The organism is Pirellulaceae bacterium (assembly GCA_019636385.1).
Lineage (GTDB): Bacteria > Planctomycetota > Planctomycetia > Pirellulales > Pirellulaceae > Aureliella.
The window spans coordinates 186,541-209,260 of the sequence record JAHBXT010000003.1 but is presented as its reverse complement, the minus strand read 5'-3'; the positions used below and the strand labels follow the sequence as shown (position 1 = coordinate 209,260).

20 protein-coding genes are annotated in these 22,720 nt (G+C 53.7%); 8 read left to right on the top strand and 12 right to left on the bottom strand.

Annotated features, from left to right (window positions below):
• Window positions 1-115 precede the first annotated feature (115 nt).
• The 6 genes from KF752_11545 to KF752_11520 all read right to left on the bottom strand — a co-directional run bounded on the left by KF752_11545 (window position 116) and on the right by KF752_11520 (window position 8,365).
• Window positions 116-1,312, bottom strand: a complete 1,197-nt coding sequence (locus tag KF752_11545) for a glycosyltransferase family 4 protein (GenBank protein ID MBX3422178.1) — start codon at window positions 1,310-1,312, stop codon at window positions 116-118.
• Window positions 1,309-2,514 (bottom strand): glycosyltransferase, encoded by a 1,206-nt coding sequence (locus KF752_11540; protein MBX3422177.1) that lies wholly within the window; start codon window positions 2,512-2,514, stop codon window positions 1,309-1,311. The genes KF752_11545 and KF752_11540 overlap by 4 nt, the downstream gene beginning before the upstream one ends.
• Complete coding sequence (locus KF752_11535; protein MBX3422176.1) at window positions 2,504-3,964, bottom strand: O-antigen ligase family protein; 1,461 nt, start codon at window positions 3,962-3,964, stop codon at window positions 2,504-2,506. Before KF752_11535 ends, KF752_11540 begins: the two co-directional genes overlap by 11 nt.
• 18 nt (window positions 3,965-3,982) lie before the next feature.
• A complete protein-coding gene (locus tag KF752_11530; GenBank protein MBX3422175.1) occupies window positions 3,983-5,368 on the bottom strand; it encodes a polysaccharide biosynthesis C-terminal domain-containing protein in 1,386 nt (461 codons plus the stop codon).
• Between the two features lie 15 nt (window positions 5,369-5,383).
• On the bottom strand, window positions 5,384-6,577 hold the full coding sequence (locus KF752_11525) for a glycosyltransferase family 4 protein (GenBank protein ID MBX3422174.1): 1,194 nt from the start codon (window positions 6,575-6,577) through the stop codon (window positions 5,384-5,386).
• Between the two features lie 177 nt (window positions 6,578-6,754).
• Window positions 6,755-8,365, bottom strand: coding sequence for a hypothetical protein (locus tag KF752_11520; GenBank protein MBX3422173.1), 1,611 nt, complete (start codon window positions 8,363-8,365; stop codon window positions 6,755-6,757).
• Between the two features lie 423 nt (window positions 8,366-8,788).
• On the opposite strand from KF752_11520, the gene KF752_11515 reads away from it, so the two are divergent.
• Both KF752_11515 and rplU read left to right on the top strand, forming a co-directional pair.
• A complete protein-coding gene (locus tag KF752_11515; protein ID MBX3422172.1) occupies window positions 8,789-10,213 on the top strand; it encodes a Gfo/Idh/MocA family oxidoreductase in 1,425 nt (474 codons plus the stop codon).
• Window positions 10,214-10,475: 262 nt separating this feature from the next.
• Window positions 10,476-10,790, top strand: coding sequence for a 50S ribosomal protein L21 (gene rplU / locus KF752_11510; protein ID MBX3422171.1), 315 nt, complete (start codon window positions 10,476-10,478; stop codon window positions 10,788-10,790).
• 196 nt (window positions 10,791-10,986) lie between these two features.
• Here the strand turns inward: rplU and KF752_11505 are convergent, their stop codons facing one another.
• Together KF752_11505 and KF752_11500 are read right to left on the bottom strand one after the other, a co-directional pair.
• A complete protein-coding gene (locus tag KF752_11505) occupies window positions 10,987-12,111 on the bottom strand; it encodes a DUF1559 domain-containing protein (GenBank protein MBX3422170.1) in 1,125 nt (374 codons plus the stop codon).
• Between the two features lie 269 nt (window positions 12,112-12,380).
• A complete protein-coding gene (locus tag KF752_11500; protein MBX3422169.1) occupies window positions 12,381-12,875 on the bottom strand; it encodes a thioesterase family protein in 495 nt (164 codons plus the stop codon).
• Window positions 12,876-13,040: 165 nt separating this feature from the next.
• Between KF752_11500 and KF752_11495 the strand changes: the two genes are divergently transcribed.
• The 5 genes from KF752_11495 to KF752_11475 all read left to right on the top strand — a co-directional run bounded on the left by KF752_11495 (window position 13,041) and on the right by KF752_11475 (window position 18,079).
• Complete coding sequence (locus KF752_11495) at window positions 13,041-13,877, top strand: SDR family oxidoreductase (protein MBX3422168.1); 837 nt, start codon at window positions 13,041-13,043, stop codon at window positions 13,875-13,877.
• Window positions 13,878-14,281: 404 nt separating this feature from the next.
• Window positions 14,282-14,962: an OmpH family outer membrane protein gene (locus KF752_11490; protein MBX3422167.1), complete on the top strand. Its 681-nt coding sequence runs from the start codon at window positions 14,282-14,284 to the stop codon at window positions 14,960-14,962.
• A 206-nt stretch (window positions 14,963-15,168) separates the two neighbouring features.
• The gene (gene lpxC, locus KF752_11485; GenBank protein ID MBX3422166.1) at window positions 15,169-16,068 is read left to right on the top strand and encodes a UDP-3-O-[3-hydroxymyristoyl] N-acetylglucosamine deacetylase; all 900 of its coding nucleotides are present in this window, start codon (window positions 15,169-15,171) and stop codon (window positions 16,066-16,068) included.
• 89 nt (window positions 16,069-16,157) lie between these two features.
• Complete coding sequence (gene lpxA, locus KF752_11480) at window positions 16,158-16,964, top strand: acyl-ACP--UDP-N-acetylglucosamine O-acyltransferase (GenBank protein ID MBX3422165.1); 807 nt, start codon at window positions 16,158-16,160, stop codon at window positions 16,962-16,964.
• Window positions 16,961-18,079 (top strand): Gfo/Idh/MocA family oxidoreductase, encoded by a 1,119-nt coding sequence (locus KF752_11475; protein MBX3422164.1) that lies wholly within the window; start codon window positions 16,961-16,963, stop codon window positions 18,077-18,079. Before lpxA ends, KF752_11475 begins: the two co-directional genes overlap by 4 nt.
• Window positions 18,080-18,180: 101 nt before the next feature.
• Here the strand turns inward: KF752_11475 and KF752_11470 are convergent, their stop codons facing one another.
• Both KF752_11470 and fae read right to left on the bottom strand, forming a co-directional pair.
• Window positions 18,181-19,068, bottom strand: a complete 888-nt coding sequence (locus KF752_11470; protein MBX3422163.1) for a bifunctional NADP-dependent methylenetetrahydromethanopterin dehydrogenase/methylenetetrahydrofolate dehydrogenase — start codon at window positions 19,066-19,068, stop codon at window positions 18,181-18,183.
• Window positions 19,069-19,247: 179 nt separating this feature from the next.
• Window positions 19,248-19,748: a formaldehyde-activating enzyme gene (gene fae, locus KF752_11465; GenBank protein ID MBX3422162.1), complete on the bottom strand. Its 501-nt coding sequence runs from the start codon at window positions 19,746-19,748 to the stop codon at window positions 19,248-19,250.
• A 349-nt stretch (window positions 19,749-20,097) separates the two neighbouring features.
• Between fae and KF752_11460 the strand changes: the two genes are divergently transcribed.
• Complete coding sequence (locus tag KF752_11460; protein MBX3422161.1) at window positions 20,098-20,964, top strand: hypothetical protein; 867 nt, start codon at window positions 20,098-20,100, stop codon at window positions 20,962-20,964.
• Between the two features lie 113 nt (window positions 20,965-21,077).
• Here KF752_11460 and KF752_11455 read toward each other — a convergent pair whose 3' ends face one another.
• Together KF752_11455 and KF752_11450 are read right to left on the bottom strand one after the other, a co-directional pair.
• Window positions 21,078-21,785, bottom strand: coding sequence for a phospholipase (locus KF752_11455; GenBank protein MBX3422160.1), 708 nt, complete (start codon window positions 21,783-21,785; stop codon window positions 21,078-21,080).
• A gap of 253 nt (window positions 21,786-22,038) precedes the next feature.
• Window positions 22,039-22,674: a hypothetical protein gene (locus tag KF752_11450; GenBank protein ID MBX3422159.1), complete on the bottom strand. Its 636-nt coding sequence runs from the start codon at window positions 22,672-22,674 to the stop codon at window positions 22,039-22,041.
• Window positions 22,675-22,720 lie beyond the last annotated feature (46 nt).

Here is a 22,720-nt window from a genome sequence, read left to right as displayed (position 1 = left end):
AGTTGTGACCGGCAACTGTGAATCGTCGCAGTGGATGAACTGTCTAACAGCATCTGCCAGGCGTTGCGCGGGTGCCTGTCGTAACATTTATGACAGTTGCAGGACGCAAGCGATTCTAATGAGTCGACTTAGACGTTTGCGCACACTGCTGAGCAATCTCCAAAAGTTCTCGCACATTCATTGGGGAAAAATGTGTTTCTGCCAACTTGCGATTGTGGAGTCCTTGTTGGGTCCTGAGTTGGGGGGAACGGTATAGTTCGTCGATGGCCTGAGCCACACCTTGGCAGTCTTTTTCTGGAATGCAATACGATTCCAGAATCTCCGGAATGCCGACGTGTTGAGAAGCAATCACCGGCTTGCCAGTTGCCATGGCCTCAATAATCACGTTGGGAAAACCTTCGCCGACTCCGCTGCTGTCAAAGTGGCAAGGTAGGCAGAAAACGTCACAAGCATGGTACAGCGAGCGCAGCGCGTTGCCCGATTGCTTCCCGAAGAACGAAACTTGGTCGCTGATCCCTAACTGGCTGGCTAACGACTTAACATCAACCGATTCCGACTCGGCACCTTGTCCCCCTACAACCCAGATCTCGATGTTCGGGTTATTCAGGGACTTAACGGCACGGAACAGAACCTCATGACCTTTGCGGGCAACAAAGAAGCCCACAATTAGCACGACGAATTTTTCGGCTGGACGGTACTCATTCAAGTCAATCGAATAGGTAATTACCTTGACGCGATCAGGCGGAAAGTCAAATTGTTTGTGCAGGTATTGTCGGTTGAATTCAGACACGGTAAGCAGCTGGTCACAACACTCAATGGCGCGCCTGAACAGTGCCCGATTGGGGTTGGCATAAAGTTCGTATGCGTGCACATTGCATAATAACGGCTTTCCGGTGAGCAACTTGCCGAAGTATCCAACGAACAGTTTGCGATCGCCAAAGGTAGAGTAGATCGCGTCAACGGCTCGGAATTGCATACTGAATCGTGCCGCCAAGGCAAAGTCGGGTACTGCACCACAACGAATCGCAATGCATAACGACTTGAAATACCGCCACGGCTGGCGGAGAAAGGCTATTGGCTGGGCCATCAGCAATGACCAAACAGACCACGAGACCAGATTCCACGAGGCGTCAGGCGCGTACAGCCCAGTGCCTTGTTTGGTCGGAAACAGACTAATAGCTGCACCACAGCGCGCCATGTGCGAAACTTCGCGGTAGATGAACTGCTCCATCCCCTTCTTAAGTGAAGCGACAACTCCCATTCGCAGGCCCTGGAATTGACTGAGATTGTCCGTCGGTTGAGCATCATTCATGGTGAGCCACCAGAACTGGATGACACTAGCCCCACGAGTAGTTCTTCGGTCAATTGGATCATGCGATCAACCCCATATCGCTGTTGAGCTAGTTTGCGACCTGCCTCTCCAAACTGCTTGGCAAGTTGGGGCGAGTCGATCATTTCGAGTATGGCACTGGCCAGTCGGTTAGAATCACCACTTGGAATTAGGAAGCCATTGACACCATCTGCGACTAAATCGCCAACGCTGCCGACATCCGTAGCAATCACCGGCAGACCTGCCGCCATAGCTTCTAGCAAGGACAATGGAAACGCCTCGCTGTGGGAACATAGGACGCATACATTCAGGGCAGCCAGCAATTCTGACACATCGCCAACGTGTCCGAGAAAGAAAACGCTTTGCGCTATGCCTAAATCGCGAGCTAATTGTTGAAGACGCTCTCTTTCGGGGCCCTGGCCTGCGATCACAAATACAGTATCAGGCTTTTGTGTTAATACCTCGGCAGCAGCTTCCAAGTACAGGTCGTGTGCCTTAACCTTGCGCAGGCCAGCTACAATGCCACATGCGTAGTGATCCACGGGAAGTCCAAACTGGTGCCGGGCAGCCTCCACCGAAATGTGTTTTGCGAAACGGTCGGACTGTACGCCATTTGGAATTACCGCAATTCTGTGCTGCTCAAGTCCCTTGGTGTGCACTAAATAGTCTCGGTGGCTATTGGCCAGCGCAATAACTTTGCTGAATGTGGGAAAAGTTAGTCTGCTACTGACCTGTAGTACTTTGCTGCGAGCGTAGCTTGAACGTTCGGCCTTGTTGTGCTGCAGATCGTAACTATGAATGGCCAGCACAGTATGCTTTGTGCGTGCCAGCCAGGCAGCCAATCGACCTAAGATCACGTTGTGAAAACCATCAGAAACGTACAGAACATCGGTGGCTTCAGCCTGAAGTATGCGACGGAGCCTTATCAGATTTCGGGGATTGAATTTCCCATGGGCCAGGTGCTCATACGTGCGGAATCCTTGACGCTGAAGTTCGCTGCCCAGTTCGCCCAAGTCGTACAAGCAGCACAGGACTGGCTCAAAGCGCGAACGATCGATTCTGGAAATGATCTCAAATAGCACATTTTCTGCTCCACCTGCGCGCGGCAGCGAATGCTCGAAGAATGCCACTTTAATCTTCTTCGACCCATTAACATCCATCGGCAGATGATTCCTAAATCGCATGGGGCGCGACCTCACGTACCTCTGGGCCAACATTTTCAAGGCCCCGGGCAATTCGTTCGATAATGGCTCCTGCAATCCAGTAAATCGCAGTATAGTGATTGAAATAACTCAATTCCAAGCTCATTCCGAGTATGAGTCGAGTACACAAAATTGCGGCCATGGCCACCACCACATTGCGCTCCCAAGCTCTGATGTTGGGATCCCAGATTGCTTTTTTTGCCTTGAGCAACCAGTAGGAGAACAGCGCCAGGAAGGCTGCAAATACAAAAATGCCCTCATCGACCAGCATCGTCATATAGCTATTATGGGAAGTGTCGAACCCATCGACCGGAAATTCGCGTTTGATCATCGCGTTCAGGCCGCCTCGACCAGTTCCCAAGAACGGATGATGGACGACCTGTTGGGCTGACCAGACAATCCGCTCGAATCGCCCCGAGACGTTTTCTTCGTTCAGTACCCTGTCTTGCACAAGCTCGGACTGTTTGATCCCGCCCCATACAGCCACTAGCACCAGCCCGCACAATGCCAGAGCAGCGCCAAACATGAGTCGATGACGACTGAAATAAAACTGCGCCATGATGGTCGTTAAGCCTACCGCCAGCCAGGCGCCACGCGTAAAGCTGACAGCGATTCCATAGCCCAATAAGAGTACGCAAGTCCACAGCAGCATCTTCCGCACAGTGCTTTTTGCGTCCGCTAGTACCGCTAAGCAAATGACCATTCCCACTCCAAGAATCGCCCCATAGACCGCCGGGTTGCCCGCTATACCGGCAGCTCGACCACCCGGAACATCCAATACGCGAGTGTCTCCTTCTTCAGTGTGACCTGGATTAGGAAAGGCGCTCTCGGTCAAATCGAGAACACGTTCGTAAACCCCGGACACAAATACTACTAAGGAAGAAATGACTAAGGCAGTCAGTAGTAGCCCTAGTTCTTTTCGAGTATTGACGTATTGCTTAATTAGCACATAAATAACGAGTGTAACAATGCAGCTATCCAGGTATGCCGCTATGGCGGTTGAGTCTGCTTCTCCGCGGATGACCCCAGCGACCGTGGCTACTAGCTTGGTGATCAACAATGCCGTCACCGGTAGTGGAAGGTAGCGATTCAGTGATGTCATCCAATTAGGCCGGCCCACCGGTCCGAATGTGAATGGCTGAACATATTGCATATTCTGAAACTCAATGGAACGGCCATTGGCTGCGATAGTTGCTGCGAATTGCTGGAGTGGTATCGCCATACACAGAAACAGTACCATGGCCAGCACATAAGCGCGCTCGTACATCAAATCGGGAATCCCAGGCGGGCCGTCTAGCACAACATACAACGTTAGCAGCGGCCAAGTTATGACTAGGCCAGCCAACAATCTGACAAGCATCGATCCAAAGTTTGGAATCAAAATGAGCACATAGAGTGCCAGCAGATTTGAGAGCAGGAGCAGGGTGATCATAACGGATACATGGGTCGTCTAGTGTGTGTAACGTCCAAACAGAGACACGACCACCACGGCTAGTGCTACGTGCAGTGCAACTGTCAGTTTCAAGCCGATGTTGAAACGCCGGCGAATAGGTGGAATGAGCAGCAGGGACTTGGTCCAGAAGGCAGCAAAGGTAGCCAAGGCTGCACCGACGATGCCGTAGGCTGGAACCAGCCACGCATCCAACGCTAGATTGCAACAGGCGGCTGCGATATTGACCGCCTGAACACGTTTCACTTGATCAAAACTGTTCATGATCGGGATCAGCGTATAGCTGCAAAAAATGCACGGTAACGAACACAGCAAGATCGCCAGTGAACTATAAGCATCTACGTATTTTTCCCCAAAAAACAGGTCGAATCCCACTGGGAAAATGGGAAGTGCAGCAAACGTTGCCAAACAGACCACTAAAAATACCCACATGGGTGCAGACCTGGCAAAGCGACGCACTATCTGCTCGTCTTTCTCCTTCCACACGAGAATGCGCGGAAACAAAATCGTGTTGGCGATCAACGCAAACGAAGTTAGTTTGACAAATATTGAGTACAGGAACTGATATGCCCCCAAGTCGTCCATCGAACAGTACTTGCGGATGTAATAGACGTCGATCCAGTTGATTACGTAAATTCCTGCAAAACCAAGAAACTGCGGATACACGTAGCGGATGTACTGCCGTAGCTGATCCCAGCGCACTGAGTGAAGTGGCAGTATGTAGCCCGTGCCGTAGTGGGGTAATCTGAGCCACAGCAGCAATACCAACAGCATATCGGCTCCGACAATTGCAGCCATGAACCCAACTACATTGGGGGCAATCAGGCCGGTGACGAACAGACTCAGGATGGTCAACTTGGCTACCGATTGACCAACGAAAAACGCCGCATTGGTAGCGTGGTCCTCCAGCGCACTGTGCAAACTGCTCAGGTGATCATGCAGTGCGGACACCAGAATGTAAAACGCAAGGCAAAGGATCAGCCCCGGTTGGTCGGTCCCTAAGTACTGCATGAGTGGCTGACGAAACACCAGAACGCTGACCAAGACGAGAATTGTCACCGGAGCGATCAAGCACAAGCGAAGGGTCGATGTTCGGTTCAATGTGTCATAGGTCGAAAGTTCTTCCTTGCCGTAGCGAGGTACACCGATTGCAGACCAAGTAATGCCCATGGTCAACACCAATCCAAGCACCATTTCGTAAAGGCTGATGGTGCCGATTTGCGGTTTTGAAAACACGATCCCGAACATCAACACAGATGCGAAGCCCAGCAGTAAATTCAGGCCCCTTCCTAAAGAAAGACTGAGAGCATCTCGTGCAAACTTGTTGGCGCTGAATAGGCGGACAAACGTCGTGACTCGACTCGTAGTGCGGCTGGGCGTAAACATCGAATTCATCCCGTGCTAATGATCGACTTTGGTTACGCTGGGTACAGCCTGTAGCTCGGCAAGCATCCGCTCGACGTATTGCTGAGGAGAATAGTTCGACTCGCAAAACTGTTGCATGTCCTTTCGAGCCTGCGGCGTGGGTTGCAGCAGTTCGAGAATCCACTCGCCAACCTGTGTCGTGTGGGAGAAGGTTCGGCCCAAGAAGCTATTGCTGGCCACGATGGAACTAGGATCGAACGTGGTTAACACTGGAATACCGCGCGACCAAGCTTGCAGGAAGGTGTTTGGAAAGCCTTCGTGTTGAGATGTGTTTAATAGTAGGCTCGCACGATCAAAGTACTGATCCGTTACTTCAAGCGGCTGAAAACCTAAGAAAGTCAGATTGGGGGGACACTGCTGGCGAATCTCATTGGCAATCTGAAAATTGTCGTCTGGCGTGCCTCCGATCATGACGAACGGAATTTGCGGGAACTTTCTAGCCAGCTCCAGGCACATCAGAGGGCGTTTGAACTTGCGCAACGTTGCGACCCACAGCACGAATCCCTCTGACTTCGACAACGCACGCGGTCCATACACATTGGGCAACAGCAACCCCTTTCGACCATAATTCTGGTGCAGTAGTTGCTGCTGCTGTTGTGACTGGACGATCACCATATCGGCCAGACGAATTCCCATTCGGTATAGCAAGCGCTCGCGCAAATTCAGCGGTGGCCGGCGCCAAAAGTCAGAGTCATGCGCACCTGAAAAAACAAATTTCTTGCCGTGAAGTTTACAGTATGCCGCGACAATTCCAGTCATTTTATCGGCACATCGTTGATAGTAAATGTCCGCACGTGCGCGGCGCAATGCGGACCACAGTGAAGTCAACCGTGGATGAAAGAATCGCGCCACCGGAATTCCATCCTTGACGGCATAGTTCTTCAGGACGTCAATTCCTTGGAGAACTTCGTCGTTTCGCTGGTCATCAAATACGTTCGTCACAATACTTGCGTGATGACCGTTGTCTCTTAAACATTGTGCAATGGCCAATTGTTGTAGCTCTGCACCGCCGATGATTTTCTGCTGAGTTGGCACCAGCACTGCATATAGATTGTTCGCTACAAAGCACATGCGCAGCGGGGGAATGCGACTCGATGTTTTGGCCGGCATCGCGTCTTGAGCCGTCTCAAGCGAGCCAGGTGTTGATGACGGACATGCGGACGCTAGCATGGCATGATCTCATTTGTAAACAGCATGAACGTTCAACGGCGCGCTGTACTGATTTCTAAATCGAATTTCACCAGCCATGCCTGGACAACACATTCCGTACCCATTTTCAACTGTTCCGTTCCGGTCGATCCTGCTCGGCCAGGATGGCCTCAGGGTGTAAAGTCGCCTGGGAATGGCTCAACCGACTTCGACTTTATTCTTAACCTCACGATGCATCTCGAGCGGAGTGGGGCTTACGGAGATTTCGCCAAACACCGGCAGGCCGATATAGGCCTGTGCTTCGCTTGCAGATTTGAGCTTGTTGCCAGTTTGCTCAAAGAAAATGGCTAATGGAAGTCCACCTAGTATCCCCGCCAGTAGTCCACCCACCGCGAATAGCATTCGTTTTGACTTAACGGGTTCAACGACGTAGGTGGCAGGTTGCACCACGCGAACGTTGCTAATCTGCTGACTCGCCAGCGCGGCACCAATCCGCGATTGCTCCAAACTGTCAGCGTATGTGTCGTAACTTCGTGCAAGGAATTCGACTTCTTGAGACAGATTTTGAATTTGTACCGAGACATCATTTAAGTTTTTGATTTCGGATAAAAGAGCTTCAAGCTGCCTATCATTTTGCTCGATTTGGCCATTGATTTCGGCTAAGCGGCTCTGTTGTTTATTCAGGTCAAGAAGAATTGCCTCGCGATTAACATTCCTACCAAACCGCACCTCTTGCCGCGAGTTATCCTCTGTATTGATTCGCTCGCGCATCTCTTGCACTTGATCACGGATCGATTTGAGTCCCGGATGGTCCGGCTTGAAGGTGCGTGCCATGCGGCTTTCTTCGACCTCTAGCTCGTACAATCGGTGACGCATCCCATCAAAAGCCATATTGGGCATGCCTTCGGCTCTTTCTGACAGCAATATCTCTTCTGAACTTTCAACTTGCTTCTCCAGTTCAGCGCACATGTGTGTCAGGCCAACCTGTTCGCGTTTCAAGGAGTTCCTGAGTGCAATCAGTCCGGTTTTGATTTCGTCCAGCCGTCGAAACTCGCCTTCCAACGTCCCAATTCCATGGGCAGTTCTCAGCTTGGCGAGTGTTAGCCGCTTGTCTGTAAGTTGCGTTTCGATCGTCTCCCGCTCGCCCTCAAAAAACTGTTCCGAACCTGCAGTGGTGTGGAATTGCATGTGATTTCTTTGGTAGATGTTCACCAAAGTCTCCGCCAATGTCTGAGCCATCTCCGGAGTTCGTGCTACGGCAGCGATGGATATTACCATGTGTTTCTTGGAGGTCGTTACTGTATAGGAATCTGTGAGTAAGAGGATTGCCTCTTCAATCCTCTCTGGATCAATACTGGCACCACCATGCGATCCTTGGCCGATCGAGTCGTCAGCTACTAGCAGACTTTTAAGGTACCTCTTCGATTCTATGGCCGATTTCATGGCCCAGTCATAAACGCCCAATTTGGGCGGTGGTTGCAGGATAAAATCCAACCCCAGTTCATCAACGACCATCTGCAGCATGGCCCGCGACAGTAAGACTTCTTTGATCGTCTCAACCTCAGTCTCCCTGGTGGTTGTTACGTTCAATGTCTTTCCCATCGAAACTGCGGGATCCAGTACCACGCTTTCTCGCCCTAGCAGCACAAGTATCTTCGACTCTGAGCTGTATCGCGAAGGCAGAATAATCGCCACTGCCAAACCACATACCGCTGTAAGTACCGTGAACAATACAATCTTCATACGATGCCGGCGTAGCAGCACAATCACATCCTGAAGTGTTGGTTCGCGAGTTTGGGGAGTTGGCATTTTTGCTGCAATCGCAAGTTTAGTGAGAAAATGTGCTGTATTTAGACAGTTTCTAAGGTTTTGTACACGTTTCCTAGCTTGGAGGAAATTGACCACTTAATAAGTATGATGACTGGCATCCAGTGTTTTTCAATACGCGGGCTAGCCATGGACAACCAAAGCAGATCACCAAGCTCTGATGCAATCGTCACTACCACACCGTTGGTAGCGCCAATCCCCTTACAATCCGGACGAACCGAACCAACATCGACACCACCTCACAGGAATTCGAATCCGGTAAACTCCCGCGCGTGCCTTCAACCGGCACTTGCGCGAGGGGAAGCGGTAGCCTGAAGCTCAAAAAACTTGTCACACTGCAGTGATTTTCGCCTGGTGCCTGGGCATTGCTGTCCACAGTGGTTGAGTGGGCGGAAATGGATTACCATGGTAGGCACTGCGGGAACCGTCCTGAGTGCCGGAGCCCATAATTCGCAAGTTAATTCAGCCACAGCCAAAGGAAGCGACATGCAGACAAATCAACCATCCAATCGACGTGGGTTTTTGAGGACGGGCACGCTGGCAGCAGCGGGCGCGACGGCGCTGGCAGGCCAGGCTCGATCGGTTCACGCTGCGGGCAGCGACGAGATACGCTTTGTACTGATTGGTTGCGGTGGCCGAGGAACGGGAGCTGCCGACAACATCTTCAATACCAAGGGCAATGTTAAACTGGTGGCGGTACACGATGCCTTTGCGTCAACTGCGCGCAGTGCGGTGCGCGGCCTATCGCGAAAATTTGCTGGTAAGGTTGATGTGCCCGAAGATCGGATTTTCAGCGATTTGGATGGCTACAAAGCAGCGATCGACGTGGATTGTGATCTGGTAGTGATTTGCACTCCACCGGCATTCAAGCCACAACAATTTGAATACGCTATCCACAAGGGAAGGCACGTGTTCATGGAGAAGCCAGTGGCCTCTGACGTAGCCGGTGTTCGTCGCGTGCTGGCAAGCGTCGCAGAGTCAAAGAAGAAGAACCGAATGGTCGGTATCGGTCTTCAGCGCCGGCACGAACCGCAATATATGGAGACCATCCAGCGACTGCATCAAGGCGCTATCGGCGACATCGTGTTAATGCGCGTCTATTGGAATGGTGGCGGTATTTGGAATCATTCTCGCGATGTGGCGCGCGGTCTGATGCCCGATGGAATGGAGCTGACCGAAATGGCTTATCAGTGCAAGAATTGGTACCACTTCAATTGGCTGAGCGGCGATCAGATTTGTGAGCAACACATTCACAATCTGGATGTGGGCTGCTGGGTCAAAGGAGCCTATCCGGTGGAGTGCAACGGCATGGGGGGCCGCGAACAGCGCGAAGGCGGCGATCGCTCGCGTTCGCAGATATTTGATCATACCTTCTGCGAGTACACCTTTGCCGATGGCACGAAAATGTACAGTCAGGGGCGGCACCTGAAAGGTGGCTGGTCCATCGTGGACGAGTATGCACATGGGACCAAGGGGACAGCCAAGATAGATGGTCAAATCCAAGGCGAAAATCCATGGAGATTTACCGGGCAAGCCAAGAACGGCCACCAACAGGAGCAGCACGACCTGATTGAAGCCCTGATGCGCGGCGAGGTCTACAATGAGGGCGAATTTGGGGCCCACTCCACTTTCTGTGCGATCCTTGGGCGTGAGGCTTGCTATTCCGGCAAGGTAATTAAGTGGGACGATTTAATGAATTCTGGTCATGACCTGTGCCCTGGCATCGACCAGTACACGCTGAAATCCCAGCCGCCAACCATCCCCGACGCAGATGGGCTGTACCCCGTCCCCGTCCCGGGTGTCTACGATCCGTTGAGTCGAAAGACCTAGATGTTGCCAATGGCATCAACGCCCATAAACCGAATCCTGCACCGACTTTTTGGGGAGATTAACGGTCTTTCCGCTAAGATCGAGGCGGTTTAGGAAAGTCTTGCCATAGCAGGTTTGCGCGGCCTGAATCGGGGCGCCATTAGGCCTCGACGACCGGTGGGCTGTTTTGTAAAATTCGGGCTCGTGGCAGGCGGCAGATCGGGCTCCGCACAGCAGCCCTGCGCCTGCCTTTTTGTGGCAGTTTTCCATAGAGATAAGTTTCATGTACGCGATCGTCGTTGATGGTGCTCGACAAATCAAGGTTACTCCAGGCCAAAGGCTCGACATTGACCTGCGCTCTGATTTGCAGGAAGGAGATACCTATCAATTCACCAAGGTCCTGGCAATTGGTGGCGACGAAGGCCTGAAACTGGGGACGCCGGAAATTAGCGGTGCCACGGTGACTGCCAAAGTATTGGGCGTCGAACAGGGCGAAAAGATCTACGTACAAAAGTTTCGCCGTCGAAAGAATTACAAGCGACGCACCGGCCACCGCCAGAGCTTCACTCGCGTCGAAATCGCCGAAATCGCTGGCTAGTCTGCGCGTGTCGGTCCACACCCCAAGTTGCCTATACGCAGTCAGTTGGCTGGCGTCGAGGCAAAGTATCGAGTTCCAGCTTTCGTGCGAGCTTGGCGTTTGATTGTGTGCTGCCGGGAGCGTTTATATCGACTTGGCTTGTTCCGCCCGGTGACTTGCGTGGACGGCTAGCCCCGAAGGTATTCTGAGCAACCTACTAGGGTGTAGTCAGGGCTTCCCCGCCGTTGATGGTGCTGAGACCTTGCCAGAGGTTGACGTCGATGGTGCTGGCAACGGCCCGTACCGAACCATCCATTTGCATGGTATTCACGACACCAGAATGATGGCTGCGCGACGTAATGACTGCATAAGTCGGTAGCGACGTGCTGATCCCCTCGCGAGAGGTTGTAACGTTGATGTCGTATTTGACGCCGTCTCTCTCATAGGCCACCACCGTGTTGGGGGTAAATGTGGCTGTAAATCCAACATGAATTGCTCGTCCGCAAACCCATTCAGTATGACTTCGGTCAGGAGCCCATGCGCCGCCTGTATAAGCTGCGGCTACCTGAGCAGCGGAAGTAGGTGCAGTGGTAGGCATGTTGGGGACGTCTTGAAATCGCGGGTTATAAGCCTTAACTTCCGATAGCCCGATTGTATTGCTTAATCCATCGGTAAATGCTGCCGGAGTGGTACGACGATTGGGGGCAAATGCGGCCCCGCCATCGGTGCGGTTGGTGGGGTTATAGATCAAGAACTTGCCGACAGACAGTGCGTAATTGATTGGATAATGCTCTGGCGCGCCATTACCGTCTGTTCGGACCTGATCTTTGGGCTCGCTTGGGCACAGGTACATGGGAATGCGGAGTGCTGCGACGCCGTTAGGTGGGAACATCGACTTGTTGGTGCCATGGTGATACCCCAGCGAATGATCGATCAGAGCAGAGACATTCGCCCCTTCCAAATAGGGCAACAGAAAAGACTGAGCCGACCATGGTTGGCTGGCGGCACCGCCAGTGGTGATGGTCGACGGCGGAAACGCTCGCTCGGCACTTTCGTAGTTATGTAGGGCGATGCCGATTTGCCGCAGGTTGTTCGAGCAGCTCATCCGGCGCGCCGCTTCGCGAGCAGCTTGGACGGCCGGCAGCAATAGTCCAACCAGAATGCCAATGATGGCAATCACAACCAGAAGCTCGACCAGCGTAAAGGCGGTGCGTGGAGGGCAGGCGGCCGGTCGACTAACGATTTGATGGTTGATTAAGCATGCCTGGCCCGCAGGCCGACTGGAATTTGCGGTCGTAGGCCGGCGATTCTGGAAATCAGTAACTGTTGCACGGCTGAACATATCCCAACTCCTTCTTGCCGCTCCGAAAATGGCTTTAGAGCGTTTGAATGATATGCGTGGTTAGTCGAGCGACGGCGAGTCTGCCGCTCCCGTGAGGCACCCTTCAATTAAACAGCAAATCGTGATTAAATTCAGCTGCTTATTGATACTAAGTCTCAGTATTGCTCTCTCGGAGTTTTTGTCAAGGTCACAATTGGAAAAGGCGGGTTCAATTTCGAGATTCTCGTAATCGGGCTGCAGAGTCGCCCGCGACCTGAGAAAGTGTTGGTTCAGGCGGGGGGATCCACAGCCACTGGAGGCCAGGGTCTAGCCCGCTCAGACGCGATCCACTGCTGTACCCAGTCCGGCAGCGGCGGCGATACCAGCCCCGGCTTGTATCGCTCGACGACACGCTCGGGTGCAACGATGCCGCCTGCAGCAAAATCAACCACAGCCGCGCGCACCAAGATGTGGTTTGCGCACAGCTTGCCATTCCACATGCTCTGTTCCATATACAAAAAGCGGTCGTCCCAACCAATCAGTCGCGTTTGCATGGCCACACGCTCGAACATGCGAATCCTCTGACGATACCGCACCGATACTCCAGCCACTGTCAGGCCCCATTTGGCGGATCGCAGCGCGTCGACCAGGCCGATGCGGACTGCCATGGGAATTCGCCCCAAATCGTAAAGCGTCAGCGTTCGGCCATTATTCAGCTCCATCCAGGGGTCTAAATCCCATGGCCAACAGCGGTGATACGAGTGATGGACATCGAAAGGCCCCATCGGTGGAGCTCGACGGTGTGCGATCATCTCTTTTATCATTCGCCCAAACGGGTACATTTTGCCTACCTCGTAAATAAGTCGATCCGCAGCTCGAACACGCGGTTGCGGTTCCCCCAAGAACCCGAGCGTGGTTGCTTGGTATATCCGGCAATGGGAAATGCTTCAATGCCTGCATGGACAGACAAGACCGCCGTTGTATTAGGTGGGTCGAGCGGTTTGGGCCTGTCAATTGCCCGGCGGTTGATCCTTCAAGGCGCCGGTCGATTGGTGATTGTCGCTCGCAGTTCGCATCGGTTGGAAGCTGCCGCAGACGAGCTACGGCAATTGTCCCAAAGCGGTGGATCAGGCAAGACCATCGTGACAACCTTGCTGGCCGACTTAGCTGACGCTCGTTTCGCCGCCACATGCGCGCAGCAGTTAGCAGAACAGACTTGGCACATTGATCTGCTTGTTCAGTCGATCGGATTAAGCGATCGCGGGCAGCTTCGTGAACTCTCGCGACAACGATTGATTGAACTCGTCGATGCGAATGTCGTTACCAGTCTGCATACAGTGCAGTTTTTTGCGGAGTCGTTGAAGCAGCGACAGGGTGTCCTGGTCATGGTTGGTTCGCTCTCCAGCCTGTTTGCACCACGCTTTCTAGGTGGTTATTCAATTGCCAAGCACGGCCTGACCGCTCTGGCACAACAAGCACGCTTGGAGCTCGCTGACGAAAAAGTGCACGTAATGCTGTGCTGCCCGGGCCCCATCGCCAGAGACGACGCTGGTTCACGCTATAACAGCTTGCAGCACTTGGAGGGTTTGCCCGAGCAAGTCAGGAAGCCCGGTGGTGGAGCGCAAATCCGTGGACTTGATCCTGAGCGATTAGCAGAAGACATTCTGCACGATGCTCATCGTCGCAAGCTGTTGACGATTTACCCTCACCCAGCGCGATGGCTGCGCTGGGTAACGATGCTTTCTCAGTCCCTCGGCGAGCGCATTCTTAAGAGTAAGACGAGCTGAAGGAATTGAGAATCAAAATGGAGAATGGATTAGCAATTCAGCTGGGGATGATCAGTTATGGGGGCTAGCCTGCCAGCGACGGTCAGCGGCCAAACGTCCAATGACCACGGATTTTGCTAGCAACAAATATAGGTAGGTCGTGAGTGTCCAGTGGGTGGGGCTGGCGTAAGCTGGGGCAAGAAATCTCGATTGTGCTCAAGAACTGGGGAGAATCGCCCTTTACGCGCTCCCTAACTGCCTGCAAAAATGCTGCCGAGTCGTACAGTCCACACGGACTGCGACTGACGGGCATTGAATGGATCAAACCCGGCGGGGAAGCTCCCCGAATCCCAACCTGGCCTGGCTCGACTGCGTCCCAGACGCTCTGGCAGTGGCCAAGACTCACCAAAGCAAGGAGTGCTCACGTGCGAATTTCGATTTTCGCTGCCGCGATCGTAATCAGCGGTCTCAGTTTCTTGTCTTCCGCCACCGCTCAGAATCAGGCTCAGGCCCAGTCTCAAGCTCCAGCGCAAGCCCAAGCTGCAGCATCGCGAACGGTTGGCGTTCTGGACATTGGCCACATCCTGCAGAACCATCCTACGCTCAAGGGCAAGATGGAATCGGTCAAGTCGCGTATGGAGTCGGCTGACAAAGAAATGCAGGCCAAGCGCGAGTCGATTATTAAGCAGATGGAGCAACTTAAAGAGAAATACAACGAAGGCACACCGGATTACGATCGTGCTGAAAAGGCGATCGCCGAACAAGACACGGAGTTTCGTTTGGAGCTAGTCAAGAAGCGCAAGGAATTCGAAAGTGCACAAGCGGAGATTCTGTTCGAAGTTCATGGACAGATTACTCATCTACTCAAGTATCTGTGTCAACAAACGGGAATACAAGTCGTCATGCAAGTCAGTCGCCAAGCGGTTGACCCTAAGCGTCCAGAGACGCTAGAGGTTGCGATGTCGCAGAATGTCGTTTACTTCGACCAGGGCGTTGACTTGACCGGCTGGGTTTTGGAAGCCTTGCAAAAGCAGCTCGGCACCAACACGGCGGCTAGTCCGGCTCGATCTGCTGCCGCTCCCCAAGGCAATGGCGTCGTTCGCTAAAGAGTGTGCTCAGTCAACGAGTTGCCACGCACATCGCGTCTGTGACAACTCACGTAAGTCACGCCCAGCATCCGGCCTGATGGCCTTTGGTACCCAAGACTGGTCGAGCTGGATGCGGGCTGAATTGGGAGTGTTTAGAGTTGACGCTGGACTCGCAAAGTGGTCTGGCCGGCTAGGCATCGGCAATTTCCAGTTGGGCAACATTCATGCACCGTAATCCTCCTGTTCGCAATCAGACGACGCTTCGGGGTCCCTGCTCGGTCACCGGTCGCGGTTACTGGAGCGGGCAAGTCAACACGTTGACATTTCTGCCGGCTCCGGCTGGCACAGGAATTCGCTTTTTCCGTCAAGATTTGAATGACAGTCGCGGCGTACAAGCCGTATTTGAACACTGCCAGGGCCTGTCGTTACGAACGTGCTTGAGCAGCGGTTGGCTGAAATTCGAAATGATCGAACATGTCATGGCAGCTCTGGCCGGCTTGCGCGTGGACAATATTCAGGTTCACTGCACAGCCTCCGAGATACCCGGCATGGATGGCAGTAGCCTGGCGTTTACCAATGCACTCTCGAATGTAGGAACGATACAACTTCCGGCGGCGCGCCCGACTCTCGTAGTCGATCGTACGATTCGACTGGGCGATCAGCGGGCTTGGTTGACAATTGAGCCGGCCGAACGGTTTACCGTCGAATATCAATTAGATTATGGCTCGGGTAGCGCAATTGGCCAAGCAACCTACATGGCTGAGATAACGCCACAGGTGTTTTACGAGCAGCTTGCAGCGGCTCGCACGTTCATCACGCAACAGCAAGCGGATCAGCTGCAGGCGCGTGGGTTGGCCAAGCATGTGACCAATCGTGATTTGCTACTATTTGATCAATCAGGACCAGTGAACAACCAGCTCAGGTTCCCGGACGAATGTGCACGACATAAAGTCTTGGACGTGGTAGGTGATCTAGCGGTGGTGGGCGTTGATCTGCTAGGTAAAGTCACGGCGCATGGAAGTGGTCACCAGTTGAACGGTCAACTGGCGGGACACCTGCGTGAGCTGTATTTGCATCACCCAAGAACTGCCGATCCTACTAGTTCGATGCGTTGTGCCGCCTGACGCCAATCCATGACAGCGTTCGGAACAGTAACAGCCGACACCAGCCCAAACATTTACATCCAGAAGGTCCATTTAGAAAGCCAGCCTCCATGGCCACTATCATCGCTCATACCGCCGTTGTGGACCCACGCGCCGAACTGGACGACGAGGTCCGCGTGGGTCACCATTGCGTCATCGGTCCACATGTGCGTATTGGGCGTGGAACGCGGCTTGAGAACAACGTAACGCTTACGGGGCACACCACTTTAGGGCGAGATAATCATCTGTTTCCAGGCGTCGTCATTGGTGCTGAACCTCAAGACTTAAGTTATCAGGGGTCGCCGACACAGGTGATCATTGGAGACGCCAATGTATTTCGCGAATCCGTGACCATTAATCGTGCGACTGAAAAAGAGGATGGCATCACAGAGTTGGGTAGCAACTGCTACCTGATGACCTGTTCCCACGTGGCGCATGATTGCAAGGTGGGCGACCGAGTCATCATGGCCAACAATGTGATGCTGGGAGGTCATGTGCACGTTCAGCATGATGCTACCCTCAGTGGTGGCGCAGCCGTTCATCACTTCGCATCTATCGGCTGTTACAGCTTTGTGAGTGGTCTGAGTCGAGTGTTGCATGACGTACCTCCCTACATGTTGGTGGAAGGCTTCCCGGCACGACCCCGAACCGTTAATGTCGTGGCGCTTAAACGCAAGAATTTTTCGACCGAGGCTATCAAGGCGTTGATGGAAGCCTATCGACTGCTGTATCGATCACGCGTCGGCATGGAGCATGCTCGCGAGATCCTGATGGCCAGTGGATCGTTAATGCCAGAACTTCAAGTGTTGTTCGACTTCATTCAGGATTCTCAAGGCGGTCGCCATGGTCGCGGTCGCGATCGGAGAAAGGCGGCATGAGTAAGCTTCGCCTAGCAATTATCGGCGGAGGCCATCTAGGTCGTATTCACGCCAAGCTGGCTGATGGCAACGAGCAGTTTGAGGTGGTCGCCGTAGCCGATCCCAGCCCGGAATCGCAAGCGACGGTCCAGGCTCAACTCAATCTGCCGGTGGTAGCCGATTATCGCGAGCTGATAAGTCGCATCGACGCAGCCATAATTGCGGCGCCGACGGTCAGTCACTATGAAATCACCAGTGAATTGTTGCGGGCCGGCGTTCATTGTCTCGTAGAAAAGCCGCTGACCAGCACCACCGATCAAGCGAATCGGTTGGTGCAAATTGCCAGGCGCCATGTGCGCGTGCTACAGACAGGCCACGTCGAACGGTTCAATCCCAAGTGGACTACCGCCTTGCCACATTTAGGAATGCCCAAGTTCATCGAAGCCCAGCGTTGTGGCGCCTACAGTGGTCGCAGTACCGATATCGGGGTCGTCATGGACTTGATGATCCACGACCTGGATTTGATTCTGTCTTTGGATCGAACACCGATTGAGCGCATTGAGGCCAGTGGCATGGCTCTGCTGGGCAGCCATGAAGACATTGCCGAAACGCGGCTAACATTCGCCAGCGGGTTAGTTGCCAACCTGAAGGCATCGCGACTGGCTAGTGCAGCATCCAGACGTATGAGTCTGTACACAACGGCTGGATATGCTGATATCGACTTTAATGCAGATTCGCTCAAAATCATGCGCCCCTCCGAAGATGTGATGGCACGACTGGTGGCGCTGGATGAGCTGCCTGCACCGCAGCGCATGGCTGAAAAGGATCGGATCTTCGAGCACTACTTTACGGTCGAAACTCTGCCGGCGCTGGGACGCAATGCAATCCTGGATGAGCACAATGATTTTGCTTTGAGCATACAGACTGGCAGCACACCGGCTGTCAGCGGCGAAGATGGAGCTCGGGCCGTTGACGTTGCTACGCGCATTGTCGATGCGATATCCCAGCATGCATGGGATGGTCAGAGCAGTCGGGCCTGGCGCATTGGGGCCTTAGCGATGCTGCAACCACGCGTGTTGCCAATGCATGCGCATCGCGATGCGAATTCCCACAGTTCAGCTCGCCGCGCCAGCTAGCCCGATATGTGTGGCACACCACTCGGCCAATCGCCTTAGCCAAAAGCGACGCCGGACCAACGGCCACTGTCCACTGTCAATTTGCTACTATCAATTATCAATTATTCGCTTTTTTGCTCAAGCTGTCGGCCGATCTCGAAAATCTCTGCTGCATCCAGTACCAGATCATTCCGCTGGAACAATGCGGCGATCGATGCCCGGTGGATCTTCATCTTCAATCCGCCGACGCCAATGGCCCCATAGTCGATTCTGCTGGAACGCTGCTTGGCCTTGTCCATCGGATCGATGCCATGGATACCAGCGGGCGGCACAGCGTTCAGATCTATGACTACGCGCAGCTTGGCAGCTTGCGACAATTGTTGTTCACTCAACAGGGTTACACCCGCGGCACCACACGCAAACACCAATGTGGCAGAATTCATGTTTGGTTGCAGGTCGTGGGCGTCCTGACTGGACATTGGATGAACTTTTCCCTTGCAGTCGGCAGGCAGCAGTGATTCAATCGATCGGCAGGCTTGCGTTGCCTTTGAATGTTGGCGCGAAGCCAGCCAGACCTCGGCATCTTGCCGCGCCAGAAGCTGCGCGACCCGCAGGCCGACTGGCCCGGTTCCGCCAAGAACCACAGCCCGCTGACCAGCTAGAGGGATATGTCTACCCGCACACAGCACAGCCGCTGCCGCCGTTGTGTTGGCCCCGTTGCTATCGAGCATGACGGACACTCGAACAGGTCCAAAGAAGGTAGACTTAATTGTCTTGAGCAACTGCTCGCCAGCGGTCACGTTAGAGCCGCCAATGAAGATGGCGGTGTTTTTCAATTCTTCGGGTCCACGGGTGAACATGGCACCGTGAACAAGGCTAGTCACGTTGGACGTGTCAACGCCATGGTGCTGAAGCAGGTGGTCAACTTGAGAATCGACCGCCACGACTGCGTCAAATACACTGGCCTGCGGGTCGGTGTCCAGTTGAATCAAGATGCGAGGGCGATGCATGATTTTGAGCGGTACATCTTTTCAAAGGCGCTGAGCCAGTGTTGGTAAGCTTGTGCTGAAACCGCTGGCACCAAAATGGCACTAGCCGTGTGCACATTGCGAAACACACGGCTAGCTTGGGTGGCTTCAAACGCAGATAGCGCACACTGGCGCCATCCCACAATTGGAACTAATCAGAGTTAGTTAAATCCCTTGAAAGGGTGCTGAGCCGTGTCCTTCTGAGCAATCATCTCAGCGGCGGTGGGCTTGCCAGTCATCGCGGCTGCGATCGCTTGCTTGGTGGCTTCGTAATTGTAGTTGTAGATCTTGGCGTTGTCTTCAGCAGTTGGAGCGATGAAGACACCGCACACGATGACTAGGTCTTCGGCTTGGTCTTTGGGGATCACGCCAGCGGCCACCTGGTCGGCGACCGCCTTGGCCACGGCGGCCTGGGCCGGACCGAACATTTGGACCGCTTGCTTCATGCCCTTGATGGTGACTTTGGTGATCATGACCGTCGAGGGCTTGACGGCAACGTTGGGGGTCAGCACAGCCAGCAGATTTGTGTGGCCAGCACTTTGAGTAGACAAGGCATTGGCAAAGGCAACGCCGACAGGACCATTTTTGCTACCAATCATCAGGTCAATGTGAGCGATCTCGTCGCCTTCACCCACCAAGGCTTCGCCAACTAAGAGTGACATAAACTGTTCACCTTTCCTCTCAAAACGAGAGCAATCGAGTAAGGACCGTGTTCAAATCTGTGTTGCAAAACGCTGCACCATGAGGCGAAAAAGGTAACAAAGCTGGCGAAGGCTGCCAAGCCGTTGCGCCCCATTAGCTCACTCAGAAATATCTAGAAACAGGTTCTGTCCCGCACAATTGCCGCCCAATACAGCAGAATTGTTGCAATTAGCCATCTTGCTTGGGTGTCGTTACAATCGGAACCCGGCAGGATGGACCGAGATTTGCGTGGTGATTTGCTTGGAAAAATGCCCGTGTCGACTATCATACAGGGTATGCGTCGCAACCTGACTCTCTAAGAGAATTGTTATGAAACTCACTTTCATCTACCCGCTGTTACTCCTGCTGACGACCCTACACGGGTTACGCCTCAACGGTGCCGAACCCAGGGAGTCTATTGAAAAACAGGCGGCGGGCGCCTCGGATGCCGTCGAAGTCGTCGATTTTTTTAAGGCACTGGAAGAAGGCAGGATCGACGTACGGTTCATCCCCAAGGACGCTTCGCAAGCGACTCTGATCATCAAGAACAACGGGAAACAGCCGTTAGACATCCCGCGCCCTGGGGCGTTTGGCGCCGTTCATGTACTCGGCCAGATGGGCGGTATGGGCATGGGAGGCATGGGCGGTATGGGCATGGGCGGCATGGGCGGCATGGGCATGGGCGGTGGTCAAGGTATGGGTGGCGGCATGGGTGGTATGGGTGGCATGGGTATGGGCGGCATGGGCATGGGCGGTATGGGCGGCGGTATGGGCATGGGCGGCATGGGTGGTGGTATGTTCCGCGTGGCTCCCGACAAGCCGACCAAATTGAGCGTTCCTTGCGTCTGTTTGGAACACGGCAAGACCGATCCCAATCCGCGCATGAAGTACAAGATCGTTCCCATCGAGCAGATCAACGGCGACCCTCGGGTTGCGGAATTGTGTGCGCTGTTGGGGCAGGGACATGTGCCGCAGAATACCGCTCAAGCTGCCACGTGGCACATGGCCAATGGATTGAGCTGGGAGCAACTGGCCAATAAGAACAGAATCGAGTCGCAGTACACTGGCAATGTTCGATTTTTTTCGCCAGCAGAACTTCAGGCTGCCTATCTTCTAGCTGGCAACATCGATCGCTTTTTCTCCGAGCAAGACTCGGGACGTTCGACTAGCGTGTCCGCACGATATCGCAGTAAGTAAGTCACCGTTAGCCACGCGCCAGAGCGTGGTGACCGCACAATTCGATCTCGAACATTCTCCCATCCCTAGGACGGTGTCTGCAATCCGTTTGACGGTGGGCTAGCTTGTGCCTGCTATCGGTCTTGGTTCTTATAAACCAATCGGCCGCAACTTGGACACGCAATGGACTGACCCGTTGTCAGACGTTCGATCAGCATGGGTGTTAGGCTTTGGCAGCAACCGCCGCAGCAGTTACCTTCCAGTTCTGCCATAGCGTCATCGCTCTTGGTAGCCACCAGCCGCTGGTAATCGCGTTTGAAATCGCCACTCAGTTGTAGCTCGGCTTCGGTCAATTCCGTTTGTACGCGCGCCAGCTCGTTTTCCAAGACTTGGCGGCGCTGTTCTACTTCGCCGACGATTCGTTCACACTCCGATTGCTTGGCTTTGGCGTCGGCCTCGGCCTGTTGTAGTTCGACGCCAATCGCGTCGATCGACTCAAGTAGCTCAAGTATCTCATCGGACAGTACAACATTGGCTTGCGTGTCAGCTGCGATTTGATCTTTGAGAGCTTGATATTCGCGATTCTCTTTAGCAGCGTTCATCTTTCCGCGCCAATTGTGAATCTTCTGCTCGCGCTCTTTCATTTGCAATTGCTTCATTTCAGCGTCCAATCGAGCCTTGGTCAGCTTCTGTCGAGTGGCCTGAATATGATCCTGAGCCTGTTTTAGCTGTGTTTGGGCTACGGCGATCAATTTGGGGCAACGCTGGAGCTGGCTGATCAGGTCCGATTTCTGACGGTTGATGCGATGCAGAGTTTGAACCAGTGGTGCGGCGGCAGTCATAGCAAGAGCATACGGCTTGGGTGTCGAACAGAGTGACAACCATTGATGGTAATCGACCGAGCCAAAATGGAAACGCCACTTTAACCTGACAGAGCCAACTCTGGCTGGCTCATCGCCGTCTGGGCAACCATTCGCAAGCGCAGCTCCTTTAAAGAGAGCTGCCGGCGCCAGGCGATGGCCAACTCGGTTGCCAGCTTCTGCAAAGGGCAGTTACCAGCCAATTCGTATCGGCTACTGGCCTCAGGGGCGGCAGTCATGAAGGCAGAGGACTGGCGCTGGCTCGCCTTGCAGAGGAAGCGCCGCAAATGACTTGACAATTCGAGCATCCGGCTGGGGTCCCACAACCACCTCGGGCAGCTTGGTCTGTACCACAATTCGGGCCGCAACCCCTGCCAACCCGTAGTACGAATTCGCTGTCGGCGGCTTGCTGCTCGTACATCCGCGTCAACTGCTCAACATATTGATGGACCTGGCTATCAACATCGGCCAGAAAGTAGAACAGCAAGGTCCGGCAGTCTAAAAGTGGCTCGACCTCCAGCAACTGAGCGGATTGTTGATTTTGCTGGAGCCATTGTGTGCAGCGCTCAAGTGCCAGGCGGCTGAGTTGTTGCAGGTGGCCGTTTAGGAACTCGTCTTCCGGTTGCATAGACCGGAGCAGGCTGCCAGCCAATGGACCGCCAGACCGGCAGGGACCAAGGCATTGGCCGATTTCAAGCCCCCGATAGCTGCGCACGACTACCCAGGTGCCGCGCTGCATAAAATCGTCCTGGTTGTTCTCGCCTGAATTGACGCTTGGCGAGTCCCATTCAAATCGGCCAACCTCTTGCTGCCAGCCAAATCGAACCAAGCACTGGCGTGAGACAAGCGAAGCGGCCTGCGTGTCATTCATCTAACTAACTCAGCAGTAGGGGAGATAAGTGCTGAAAGACTTGCGA